Here is a 12,557-nt window from a genome sequence, read left to right on the forward strand (position 1 = left end):
TTTCGCGATGGCACGCTGCGACAACCCCTCGCTGCAATGAAGGTGCCGAATCAAGGCCCAATCTTCCATGGAGATCACCCATCCGATCGTGGTTGGGTGGCCTGGTTTTCAACCGTCGTTTCTGGCCTGATTTTCGACCGTCGTCAACAACCGGCGAGTCGCGCCGGCATACGCCTTCAATAACCCCGCATCCGCGAAACGTGCACGTTCGTCGCGGATCTCAGCCGGTAGCCGAGCTCACCACCGGTGACCGTGACGGCGGGTGCAGGTTGCTGGTGACGACAGTGAAGGTGAGGCTGCACTCCTCACCGACAACGCCAGCAGACGGCGTCCGCTCAGGGGGCCGGGGCTTGCTCGATCGCAGTGACCGACACCAGAACTGTCGGAGAGGTTCGAGCCGTTGACGCGTGAACCGTCCGTCGTGATCGCCGCTCCGCCTGCCCCGGGGCGGAAGAGTGACCCGACCATCATTGGCTTGGCTGTCCCCCGCCCCAACCCGGACACCATCTACGCCCGAACTCGTCGACAGGAGACGTTGCTGCGGCGGCCCCCGGCACAAGATCTGTCGAGCAGGTCGATCGCGTCGTTGCTCCGGCGGACGGAATAGTGATGCAACCCAGCCTGCGGCACATGGCCAACAGACGAACTCGGCCTACCCGATCGAGGAGGTCTACGCCCCTGGCACCATCGCGCTGCGGCCCCAGAGTGCGAATCTCTCAGGACAGGATGGAACGGCGTGCCCGCCATCCCATCGATTCGGCCGATAGCTTGAGGCTCGGGCCGTACGACTTCTCTGACTCCCCCACTCCGTATGAGTTGACGAGAACGCCATCCAGACGCGGCAAGGTTCAATCGCAAGATTGCGGGTCAATTTATGTAAATGAAATTGCCGGGCGCGTCGGGCGTATCGATCGATCCTGCCTGTGATGAAATAGGCGCGTCTAAGTCGATCAAATAGGAGGCTAGAAACTTACCGACGAGTAACAAGTACACAAGTTCATAGCAGCACCACCCAAGACAAAGCCCCCTTACGGGGGCCTTGTCACTCGAGATCCTCACGCATGGATCAAGTTGTAGCTCTGCTGCGCTTGTTCAGTTCTCCATCAGGACCGGCCTTCTTGGGTGAAGTCGAAGTTGCCGCTTCGACCTCAGGTGCTGCTACCCGCCGGGCTTACCGCTGGTAGGCCCCACTTTCTGGAAGGGACTGCCGTGTTCGGTACGTCTCAGGGTAGCTCATGCCCTGACGAAGCAACAGCAAATCGATCGAATGCGCGCGGCGAGTCGCGCACATTCCCTTATCCCACGACCCCAAGTCGCGACGCGCAAAACATTGACGCGGAAATCGCCAATTCCATGGAAACTGCGCGGGCGAACATTCAAAGAGTTGAACGCATCAATTCCGCAAGCGGCCAAAAGGGCCGAACCTGGTCAATTCCTGTACCTGCCAATGCGCAATCAGCGGCACCCGTATGGTCGGGCCGAGACAAATGGCAACGACAGGTTCGTGAAATCCTGAATACCCTCGCTGGCACGCATCTCTGCAAACTGCATCATGTCGACCCTGAACGCGTTTACGCTGTCGCGGTAACTATGGCAAGAAGCGCCGATCACCGAACAGGCCGCCGCGTCACTGCCTCCAGAACACTTCTCGCAGACCGGGCCGGCGTGTCCCTCACCGTACTCAAGCGCGCCCGCCGGGTCTTGTCCGCTCTTGGTATGGCTCAAGAAATGGTCCGCGGACGCCTCCTGCGCACGATCGAGCGATGGGCCGCAGAAGCCCACCACGGACGCCGACAGACGAAGGCCACTAGCGTATGGGCCCTCCTCTCCCCCAAATCAGCCGTCATCTGCAGCGCGCCTGGATCCCCCGCTCCAGGCGCGGCAGTCTCACCTACCGCGCCACCAGAGGCCACCAGCTGCACTCCGATCCATCCACAACCGGACGGACGTGGCCCCCAATCTCTTGGTGGTTCTTTTAGTTCTTGTTCTTCTGTTAAGAAGAACAACACAACGCGCGCACGCGCACGCGTGGCCTCCAATGGGCGACCAGTGGACAGGGAACCCCGCCCAATTACCCTTCAACGCGCCGCTGCCGACCTACTGAGGCACGCCCCTGTTCTGAAGACCCTCGGGCACATTGGGGCCGTCTGCGACGCCCTCAGGGCCCATTCCGTGGATACTGCGCGGTGGACAGGTCGCGACATCGCCCAGACGCTGAGCGAGGACACTAAACGCCGCGGATGGACCTGGCCCGACGCCGGCACTCTCCGCGACCCAGTCAAGTTCCTACGCTGGCGCCTCGCAAGAATCGACTGGTCAATCCCCTCCCCCTCCGAACGCGCGCTAGAAGCCAAGAAGCTCCGAGAAATCGAACGGCGAACAGCGATTACGGCAGCTAGCCAACACACTGCGCCCGCAGCATCGCCAACAACCCGTCGCGCCGCGATGGCTTCCATCCGAACTCGACTATCGGAAGGTCGGGATGCAAATGCGATCGGATAGCGCTGACGGTTTACCGCGGTAAACCCCGCGAGTACGGAACGTGCTCGCGGGCCGAGCAAGAGGGAATGCACCGTCGGGACCCTGGAGGCCCGGCCGATGGTTTACCGCGGTAACCCATCGCTAGGAGGTACCCGCGGTGGCGCGACGGGGCAGTCTGGACGAGACTACTGACCGGCGGCTCCTCCAGCCGGATTGAAGCTAGACCCAAGAAGCGCACCAGCAATATCGAAGTGTCAGGTTTACCGCGGTAAACCTGACACGCTATGACTTCTCCCCATGCGCCGGCGGAAGCCGCTCCCCCGACCCGCGTAGCTGTTGTTTACCGCGGTAAACAACAGAACCCGATCGCGCACCCGATTGCCGGCGTGGGAATGCCTCGGCGCTACATCCGATGGATGACTGGGTATCGCCGCAAACGACATCTCCAATAGCGAGCTCGACGGCGGTCCCACACTTGACACCTGAGACGGCGGTTTACCGCGGTAAACCACATCCGTGTAATCCGTACACTCGACCCTTCAGGTGGAACGAACTCAGTTTGCYGAGGTGGACGATAGCCTGACTCGCGGCGGTGGACTTGCCCCGTTTACCGCGGTAAACCAAAGCGCCACCCTATCGGCCGTTGCCGCGACTGGGCCTCGGTCAGTAGTCGGCTGGAACCGCAGATAGTTGTCAGGTATCCCGCTCTGGACGCTTGGCGCGCTCGCTCAGGTCTGTCTCGTCCCATGTTTACCGTGGTAAACCTTCGCACCTCGCGCAGCTTGTCGGCTCGCTCGAGCGAGGCCGATCGCTCGTACCGAACGGCGGCCGTTCGTTTACCGCGGTAAACCGCACTCAGTCCGCGGTTCGGATGGTCGCTGGAGATACGACGCCGCTGTTTCCGTGACATCGTCGCTGGGCCTGTCTACCCCAATCGTCCCCCCCGGGCGTTTACCGCGGTAAACCAATCCCGCCTTGCCCTGAACAGAGAAGCGTCCCGTCAACTTCTGCGCGCAAGACATCAGAATCGTGCGGGACGAACGAAGTCTCCACCTTTAGCGTGCGGTTTACCGCGGTAAACCATGTCGGCGCGGTTCGGGAGTTGCTGCATGCACGCTGTCGGCTTGCCGCTGCGGGGCGTCGCGAAGTTCTAGAGACGACTTCAGTCGCATCTTTGCGGGGCTGCGAAACTGGCGTCGGCCACCGTGGATGCGTGTGAGAAGTTGAGAGTTTGTCGGCGGTCAGCACTGAACGGATGAGTCCGGGCGCGTGATAATGCCTCTAGCTCTTTTCGTCACAGTGACATAATGAGTCGAAGGTGGCTCCTGCAGGGAATTCTCGCTGAATCAAGGTGCTGGGCTTTCAACCTGTTGCGCCCTATGGTGAGCGGGGTTTACCGCGGTAAACCGCGCTCACGCCGAATGGCGGAGCTAGCCAGAAGACGTCTGCGTCACGTCGGCTCCGGAAGCTCGATCGCCAATCGGCGCAGTATGGATCGGTTTACCGCGGTAAACCATGGAGTGCGAGGCATGAGGCCTCATAGCTGCAACTTCAGCTCTTCTATTGGTTCCCCATCGTCAAGTATCCGAGTTTCGCAAGAGATCCACATCGCCTGCTAGTTCTCATGCCTGGTTTACCGCGGTAAACCGCGGGGCGTGAAGTAGACAGTTCGGGCAGCTTGGTGACCGCACCCTGTTCATCGGCCGTACATCGAATGTGCATGGTTCCGGAGTCACGCCGAGGTTCTCCTTGTTCTACCGCATCGGCGTAGCGGTGGTTTACCGCGGTAAACCAGGCATGAGCGATCAGGTCGGCTGTGGCGGGCCGGRGTCCCATGGTGCTGGATGGAAGGATCGTGTTGATGCCTATAGGTGGCACGTTGAGTTCTTACCTAGGCGTTACGCGCGGAGCTTGGTTTACCGCGGTAAACCGCGGGGCGTGAAGTGGACAATGCGGCATGGTTCCTGCAGCACGCCACGGTTCCTTCTTGTTCTACCGCATCGGCGTAGCGGTGGTTTACCGCGGTAAACCAGGCATGAGCGATCAGGTCGGCTGTGGCGGGCCGGGGTCCCATGGTGCTGGATGGAAGGATCGCGTTGATGCCTATAGGTGGCACGTCGAGTTCTTACCTAGGCGTTACGCGCGGAGCTTGGTTTACCGCGGTAAACCATGACCACCATGGCTGGATCCRGGGGTGGACAATGCCCGTCTCTGCGCCCCTCGACGCTAACGCGCACCCGTGCGGTCCGCAGTTTACCGCGGTAAACCAATCATGGTGCCGCTTGTCGGAGGCTTCAGTGCCGTGGCGAGAGTGAATCTTCGCGGCTGACCGGTCTGGCTGCAGCAGTCGGGTTTACCGCGGTAAACGGCGCAACCGGACTGTAGTTGTTAGTGTCTACGCGTAACGCTGGGTGGGCATGCTGGGTGCGCCGGCGACCAGCGTTCTGGCTATGGCGGGTGAGTCGAACTCGCTGCACGCGCACGCGGGTTTACCGCGGTAAACCAATGCGGTGAGGTCGGTTCCGGGCGGAAGTCACTGCATGGTTCAGGGGCGGGGGAGTGGCAGTCGGCGCAGTCAGCCGAAATGGAGCGGGCGCGCCGTCGCTTCCTCGGACATCCGAGGGGTCGCCCTTTGAGGGTGAAGCGGCAAACGAACAATCGGGTGCGTGATCTCCGATCGAACTAGAGACCGTATGGTTTACCGCGGTAAACCATACGATTTGTGGGCTGACGTTGCTTGCTTGGGGAACGGATCTAGTTCGTGCCCGGCCGGGCACCGGGGGCCTGACACCCGGCTTCTTGAGGGGGGCATACCCATACCCGCGAGGAAGGATGGACGCTCATCCGTCAGCGCGGGTGATGAAGCTCGGTAGGGCGACACGTGCCAATGCCTAAGCCTGCCACAGCGCGGGGGAGTCGCCGGCCGAACGCGGCGCTGTGGCAGGGTAGATCGGAATGTGGGGCCTTCCGTCTGACTGCTGATGCGTGAACGCGAAGCGCAGTTTGCAACCCTATAGCCGGTCAGCTTGAGCGTTCGGCGGCTGGGAAGGAGGTGTGATCGGCGCGCTGGATGAGAGAGCTTCCCGCTGTACGCCGATAGATCCTGACACCGACTGGAAGAGTTCAAGATTCGGAGCGGTGCAGTCCCAATCATCTGTCACAGTGACGAAAAGAGCTAGGCTAACCGGATGCGGATGCGCACTTGATCGATACTTGATGGGCTGAGGTGTAATTAGGGGGTATTCGACTTCAGGGGGCGTCGGGGCGACACGCCGAAACAACCGGCAAAATATTCGGCACGGGATTGGGGGTCAGTGCGGAAGCACGTCGTCATTGTGCCGCCAGCGCCCCCGCCCAGGACGAGCTTCCATCCACTCATCCAGCGTCTCGGCTAGCCAGCCGAGTTTGCCTCCGATAGCCGCATCCGCTTCTGGCAGAAGGCCTTTCCGAAGGTAGCCTTTAGCCGTGTTGTAGGTGACACCGATTCGGTCGGCGACCTCATGCAACGTCAGATAGCGGATCACGCCTTGAGATCTTACGGTGTGCCGCTTGAACAATAGACCCAATCGGGTCTATTGTTGAGATCGCGCAACGCTAACGATCCTGGCATCAAAAGGATTACAGTGTATCTGCGTGAATCATCATCCGATCGCATCGTGATGGTGGAAGTCCGAAGTAGCCCCGCAGGGGCGAAGTATACGGAGGTAACACATGGCTGTGCATGTCATGCTGAACCAAAAAGGTGGCGTCGGAAAGTCCACCTTGACAATGAATCTCGCGGCTGTGAAAGCGGACGTGCTCACCTCGAGTGACGATGACGTCCAGTCTCCGGTCGCAGCGATCTCGGTCGACCCGCAGGGGTCTGCCGTCTGGTGGGCATCACGGGTAGCGGAGCTCCCGTTCCTCATCGACCAGGTCCACGACAATCTCGACGTCCTGCGTAACCTCGACAAGCTTCCCGGCATCAAGCACGTCTACGTGGACACGCCGGGATGGATTGACTTGTCGGGCAACGACGACGGCAACGATGCTCTAGGTGCTGGCACATCCGGTGATGCACTCCGCGCAGTCCTCGAAGTCGCGGATCTTGTCATCGTCCCGATCGAACCGGAGCCGCTTTGCTTCGATCCGACGGCCCGCACCATCAAGCAGGTTCTCGAACCCCTGAACAAAAAGTTCATCGTTGTCGTGAACAACTGGGACCCGCGGGACGGAAAGACCGACCTCGAACAGACACGAGCGTTTGTTCAGGCGAATGGATGGCCCCTCGCTCGAACCGTTGTGCGCCACTATAAGGTTCACACTCGCGCGGCCGCTGAGGGTCGCGTTGTTACCGAGTACGAAGCAAATCGGGTGTCACTCCAGGCCCGCGAAGACTTCTACAAGCTCAGCCTCGAACTCGCGGACGGTGAGCGCTGATGGCTCCCAAGGGCGGACGGGCAAATTTCGCATCACTGGTCGGAGCAGTAGGCGACAACTCGCCTGTCGACCGCAAAAGGCCAGTGAATCCTCAGCCTTCCAGCCCAGAGCCTGTCGATGGCCAGTTCATGGCCAACGTCCCGCTCGCCAAACTTGTCGCGAATCCACGCAACCCGCGCGACGAGATCGGCGATCTGTCCGACCTGGCAACCATCGCCGAGCGGCAGCTGCAGCCAGGAACCGCCGTCAATCGTGGGGCATGGCTCAAGCTATGGCCTGAGGACGAAGCTGAGATCGGCGACGCCGAACTCATCGTTGTCAATGGCAACCGACGCCTAGCCGCAGCCGTCAAGTATGGCCGTGAGGGTCTCGATGTTGTTGTACGAGACAGCATCGCGATCAGCAGGGGAGAGGTCCTGTGGGCCGCTACCAGTGAGAACATCGACCGCCGGGATTTCGATGTCCTCGAGGAAGCTAAGGCCATCGAGTTGATGGTCGGAGAGTTCGGCAGCGCTGACGCCGCCGCAAAGAAGCTCGGCCGCTCGAAGGGGTGGGTGTCGCAGCGCCGGGCACTGCTCAAGCTTGCACCCGAACTCCAAGCAGCGCTCCGCGCGGGTGATCTGGCGATCCGTAACGCACGCTCACTCGCCAAGGTTCCACTCGAAGAGCAAGTCGCCGCATGGCAAGCCACGCAGGACCCTGAATCCAAGAGCGAAGCGACTCAGCCGGAGCCGAGTAAACCAGAGCCGCAAGAACCTAAAGCGCCGTCGGCTGGAGTCGAACCGGCGGACAAGGTTGTGCAGGCGCTCCGCAAGTTGGGCGTCGACCCGGCTGTGCTCGCAGCCGCAGTGCGCAAGCACTACTCCGACGCCGAGCGGCGTTCGCTCGTCGATGCTCTCGAGCTCGGATAAGACTGCAGCGTCCACGCGCCTCTGATGAATCTGCAGCCAGCCAGCCGGGACCACACGGCCGGCTGGCTGCAGCGAACGACAGTTCGATTCTCAGCCTGGATGCGCACTGTTTTGGTACAGAAGACATCTCGGATCTCCATCATCACGCCTCTCGGCTTCAGTGACTCCGCCTGGATCCCAGAAGAGCCAAGCCGGGCCTGGAACGCACAAACCGGAGAATCGCCGACAAGGACAATGCGAAAGGACACCCGACCAAATGAGTGGCCTCCACGTCCAAGTCACAGCACATCGGTACTGCGCGCCCACGGCGCCGCCAGCGCACGTCAACGCGACGGTGACAAGGCCTGACACCGACGCATTCCGACACCCATGCGCGAAGCACCGTCACACTGCCCCCAAGCGAGAGTTGGTGGTGCCGTGATGAACACAGACGACGAGCAGTTCACACTCTTTGACATCGACCCCGGTACCCCAGACCACAGCACCGACGATCCGTCATCACCCGAACCTGAGACCGCCGACAAATCCAAGCCACACCAAGCCGGCGCGGTCACAGCAACGGCCGCGACTACGAGTACCGCACTCGAACCCGCCGATAGTGACGAAACCCCGACAGACTCCACACCGAGAGTGGGGGACGACTCTAGGGGACAGGACTCCGGCGACACCAAGCCGTGGGAAGCACTCCCCTCCGGTACCGATGCGGACGGTCACGCGCTCATCGTCACCGCGGACGGCTTCTACACACCGTCCGGCCAATTCTGGGACAAGCCGGTCGATTCAATCGACAAACTCGACAAACTGATCCAGTGGGCAGCGCTCACACCTCTCGGCGTGCCGGCACAGGTGTGGGTTGTCGGGATAGACCTTTGCACCCAACTCGGGTGGGCTATCGACCCGGGCAGCGAGGACGACGTCGACGACCTCGAAGTCCTCCGCGTGCGCGCCGTCGAAGAACTACGTGACGTCATCAGCGGGACCCTGCCGCCGCTCGTCGCCGCCGGGTGGGAACTACGCGGAGATCCCGGACACGTCATTCACCTGTCCCGCCAGATCGGCAAGGCCACCCAGATGGTCGACGTCATCCTGGAGCCCTACGTGTGGACATACTGGAACAAGGACTTCGGCTGGGGCAACCGCATCGGCGACATGGGCATCCTCGGCAACCCCGCCGTCGGCACCTATCTACCGGACGACGACGAGCCCGCCGCCCGCGAACTGGGCCGCCGCTTGGCTTGGAGCGCACAGCACCTGGGCGTGCTGCCGGGCCCAACCCCAGCCCGCACTGGGGCCGCCGTCCTCGACAAGATTCGCCGCGAACGCACCCGCTCAGCCAAGGGCATAGTCGTCACCACCGCAGGACCCATGCCACCGATCGACGGCGCACCCCGCGGCGACCTCGAGCCCGCCGCCGGCTGGGCCCGCGTCCCTGACTCCGACGACCTCGAGGAGACCGCGCAACTGGTCACGATCGACCAGCGAGCCGCCTACCTCGCCTCGGCCGGCATGCTCGCCTTCGGATACGGAAAGCCGAAGTACCTCACCGGCGATGCTGCCTCAACTGCAGCAACAGAAGACAAGCCGCCATTCGGAATCTGGCGAGTCACCCTGCCCGCCGCCGGCCAATACGCCATCCCGGAGAAGCTGCCGCTGCCACACCCCGCCATGCGGGACGACCAGCCGGTGCAGACCTGGATCACCACAGTGAGCCTAGAAGGGCTATGCGCGCCGATCGCAGACGGAGGCATGGGCCTCGACGTTGACGACCTCGCCGTCACCGAAGCCTGGGTCTACCCCGAGCGTGGCCGCGCCCTCGACAAGTGGGCCAAGGTCCTGCGCGAGGCCCGCACCGCCGCAACCGAGTCCGGCGACGTAGCGATGAAACGGTTCCTCGGCGCCTGCTACAAGGGCTACATCGGCCGAATGGTCAACCCCGACATGTGGACCGCCACCCGCATGCAGCACCACCACCAGCCGATCTGGCGGGCCGCGATCATCGCGCACTGCCGGTGGCGTGGCCGCCGCGTCGCGATGCGCATCGCCCGCGAGACCGGCCGCTGGCCGATCCGGACAATGACTGACTCGTGGGTGTACCTACTCGGTGACGGCCAGGCCGTGGCCGACGACAGTGACGCGTTGGGGAAGATGGCCGTCGAAAAGCACGCCGCACTGACTGACGAGATGATCCTGGCCTTCGCGGCCGCCACCGACACCCACGAGGTGAAGCTGGCGATCAGCCAGGCATACGCCACCGACGACGAGAGCGACGAGGGAGAGTAGATGGCGCTGCATCTGCCGAAGAAGCGTTCGAAGTCGGTGCCCCAGAAGGCTGTCGGTCTCGATGGGATGAAGGTCAAGGTCGCCGGTGCGGCCGTCGCAGGGGTGGCCAAGTCGCAGCAGACCAGCAGTGGATTGGCGGGCCTGACGGCGAAGGTGTCGGTCAAACAGGTCCGCTCCGAGATCGGCAACGAGGGCCTGCGGCAGGCCGCGATCGACGCCGGCCGCACGCCGCCATCCGACCGTACCCTGCGCCGTTGGGCGCAGCAGGGTCGCATCCCGAACGCCGAGACCGCCGAGCTGGCGCAGCGCCGCGCCGCGATCGAACGTCTCGGCGGCGTTAAGGCTGTCGCGAAGAAGATCGGCCGAGACCCGTCGTCGGTGCGCAAGTACCAGTCTGGGCAGACCAACGAGCTGCGCAACGACGCGAAGTCGAAGCTCAAGGCTGCCAAAGCGAAAGACACCATGCAGAAGGCAGGCGTCCTCAAACCTGACGGCACGCCCAAGCGAGCCGTCATCAAGGTCACCGGCCGCGTCCACGTCCGCAGCGGCGACGAGGCCGGGTACGACTTCCGAACCCGCACACTCGACTTCGCCAACTCAGATACCCCATTCAGCCCTGAAGAGTCACAGGAACTGGCCGCCGCGCTCGCCAACGACGACCAAGCCCGCGTCGTCGCAATCCTCGAACGACACGCCACCATCGACTACCCCGAGAACAAAGGCTTCGACCGCTACAACGACCAGTTCGGATTCCACTTCGACGCCATCGACAACATCCAGATCGATTGGAACTAGCGAAGCAAGCGGCATTTAGCAACGTACGTCCGCGGCGCGAGCCCGGTTCGCCCGCAACGTCATCTCACCTGTATGGACGCCCCACCACGCGCGGCAACCGCTACAGCGACGCTCAGCGCCGGACGTTCTACTGGTCCGACATCGGCATGGACCTCGTCACCTGGCGAATCGTCGACCACGTCGGCTACAACGGCCTGATCGATGCCCTGCGGGCGGTCCACAAGACCGCTGTCGCCGCCTTCCCCGACGGCGCCAAGTACCGCAAGGACCCGACCAAGGTTGACGCCGAAGGGTAGGGGGTTATACACACCGGCCCGGGTAATCCACAGAACCCGGGCCGCCGGACATCGCACCCGGCCACCGGCCGCGAAGACGCCGCAGACTGGCACCACCACGATGACAGGAGCACGACCATCGACAACCCCACCCCGGCCCCGGTCGCCGACGGGGCAGCCCTCGACCGCACCGCAGCCATCCGCGAGGCCGCCGAAGCGGCCCGCGCCGCACTCCTCACCGCCGAGAACACCGTCGAGCTGCCCCGCTACACCCTCAGCATCGACGGCGACCTCGAGCTCATCCTCGGACTCAGCCGAAACGACCTCGGCGCAATCGACCGAGACCAGGCCCTCGACCACATCGACACCTACGAACGCGACGCACTCACCTCACCCGTCGAAAGCGCCGCCGAGGTGGCCGGCCGCGGCCGCGCCGACCTCGMGCCCTGACCACCAGACCCAGCGGCAGGGGCGCGGCCGCGGCCGGCAGCCGCAACTCGCGAGCAATGCAGCCGGCGAACGCGCGACCTGTCAGACCCACGCGAGACCATGCGGACACAGCACGGGAGGAGACCCGCATGCATGACGATCTCTACGCACACGTCTTCGCGCTCCACTCCGACGGGCACACCTGGCCCGAAATCGCCGCCGAGGTCCGCTGCAGCGAAGACGTCGTCCGGAACATGGTCGACCACCACCGCACCACCCTCGAAGCCCGCGCGAACGCCGACCAGTTCACACTGTTCGATGACCCGGACGGCTCGACATGAGCGAGCCCACCCACCGCGACGACCCGGCTCGCGAACTCACCGACAGCGACATCCTCGGCATCTTCGTGCGCAGCCTCGCGCTGCGCGCGCTGACCGCACCCGAAACCCTCGACGACGACAGGACCCCACCGTGACGCCCAACCACATCCCCGCGACCTCCGCCCACTCGGCAGTGCCGCCGCAACTCCGCGCGGATCCGGAGCCGACCCGGGCCCCGAGCCACACCGAGCAAATCCATGCCAGCCTGTTCAGCAACTACGACGGCCAGAAGCGTTAGGCCGCAGACCGGCCCTGGGGGAGAGACCAATGCCACCGAACGATCCACCCATCCGGATCGGCGACTACGCCGCCGCGCCCGCGTCCTGGCTCACCGACGACGACTGCGTCGTCCACAACCTCACCGCAGGACGCGTCGAAACCGCCGTGGCCGGGTCCTGGCGGACACCGGCCCCCGAATCGTCGCCCCTGCGGGACTGACCTTTCACCGGATCCTTCCCCGCTGGCCCCTCATTGTCCGCGGCGTTCCTCGCTGCGTACCGCTGGCCCGCTTCGCGGGTACTGCGCTCGTCAACTGCCGCACCATTCGGTCCTTGCCAGCGGGGAAGGAAAACGGTTGTCCCCCAAGA

11 protein-coding genes are annotated in these 12,557 nt (G+C 63.2%); 10 read left to right on the forward strand and 1 reads right to left on the reverse strand.

Going from position 1 to position 12,557, the window contains the following annotated elements; genetic code table 11:
• A partial coding sequence (locus AB4Z09_RS18090) for a hypothetical protein (protein WP_442240333.1) occupies positions 1-183 on the forward strand: 183 nt, incomplete at its 5' end.
• A 5,609-nt stretch (positions 184-5,792) separates the two neighbouring features.
• On the opposite strand, the gene AB4Z09_RS18095 is transcribed toward AB4Z09_RS18090, so the two are convergent.
• Positions 5,793-6,005 (reverse strand): helix-turn-helix transcriptional regulator, encoded by a 213-nt coding sequence (locus tag AB4Z09_RS18095; protein ID WP_442240334.1) that lies wholly within the window; start codon positions 6,003-6,005, stop codon positions 5,793-5,795.
• Between the two features lie 187 nt (positions 6,006-6,192).
• Here AB4Z09_RS18095 and AB4Z09_RS18100 point away from each other — a divergent pair, with 187 nt between their 5' ends.
• From AB4Z09_RS18100 to AB4Z09_RS18140, 9 genes are all read left to right on the forward strand, one after another.
• Positions 6,193-6,900, forward strand: coding sequence for a nucleotide-binding protein (locus AB4Z09_RS18100; RefSeq protein WP_442240335.1), 708 nt, complete (start codon positions 6,193-6,195; stop codon positions 6,898-6,900).
• Positions 6,900-7,811, forward strand: coding sequence for a peptide transporter (locus AB4Z09_RS18105; protein WP_442240336.1), 912 nt, complete (start codon positions 6,900-6,902; stop codon positions 7,809-7,811). The genes AB4Z09_RS18100 and AB4Z09_RS18105 overlap by 1 nt, the downstream gene beginning before the upstream one ends.
• 420 nt (positions 7,812-8,231) lie before the next feature.
• Positions 8,232-10,091 carry a hypothetical protein gene (locus AB4Z09_RS18110; RefSeq protein WP_442240337.1) on the forward strand — a complete coding sequence of 620 codons (1,860 nt, stop codon included), beginning with the start codon at positions 8,232-8,234 and terminating at the stop codon, positions 10,089-10,091.
• The gene (locus AB4Z09_RS18115; RefSeq protein ID WP_442240338.1) at positions 10,092-10,886 is read left to right on the forward strand and encodes a hypothetical protein; all 795 of its coding nucleotides are present in this window, start codon (positions 10,092-10,094) and stop codon (positions 10,884-10,886) included.
• Positions 10,877-11,182: a hypothetical protein gene (locus AB4Z09_RS18120; protein WP_442240339.1), complete on the forward strand. Its 306-nt coding sequence runs from the start codon at positions 10,877-10,879 to the stop codon at positions 11,180-11,182. The genes AB4Z09_RS18115 and AB4Z09_RS18120 overlap by 10 nt, the downstream gene beginning before the upstream one ends.
• Positions 11,183-11,739: 557 nt before the next feature.
• On the forward strand, positions 11,740-11,931 hold the full coding sequence (locus AB4Z09_RS18125) for a helix-turn-helix domain-containing protein (protein WP_442240340.1): 192 nt from the start codon (positions 11,740-11,742) through the stop codon (positions 11,929-11,931).
• The gene (locus AB4Z09_RS18130; protein ID WP_442240341.1) at positions 11,928-12,065 is read left to right on the forward strand and encodes a hypothetical protein; all 138 of its coding nucleotides are present in this window, start codon (positions 11,928-11,930) and stop codon (positions 12,063-12,065) included. Before AB4Z09_RS18125 ends, AB4Z09_RS18130 begins: the two co-directional genes overlap by 4 nt.
• A complete protein-coding gene (locus AB4Z09_RS18135; RefSeq protein ID WP_442240342.1) occupies positions 12,062-12,208 on the forward strand; it encodes a hypothetical protein in 147 nt (48 codons plus the stop codon). The genes AB4Z09_RS18130 and AB4Z09_RS18135 overlap by 4 nt, the downstream gene beginning before the upstream one ends.
• A 29-nt stretch (positions 12,209-12,237) precedes the next feature.
• Entirely contained in the window at positions 12,238-12,408 is a 171-nt protein-coding gene (locus AB4Z09_RS18140; RefSeq protein WP_442240343.1) for a hypothetical protein, read from the forward strand.
• The last annotated feature ends 149 nt before the right edge of the window (positions 12,409-12,557 follow it).

Source organism: Rhodococcus sp. TAF43 (genome assembly GCF_052113525.1).
In the GTDB taxonomy this organism is placed as follows: Bacteria; Actinomycetota; Actinomycetes; order Mycobacteriales; family Mycobacteriaceae; genus Prescottella.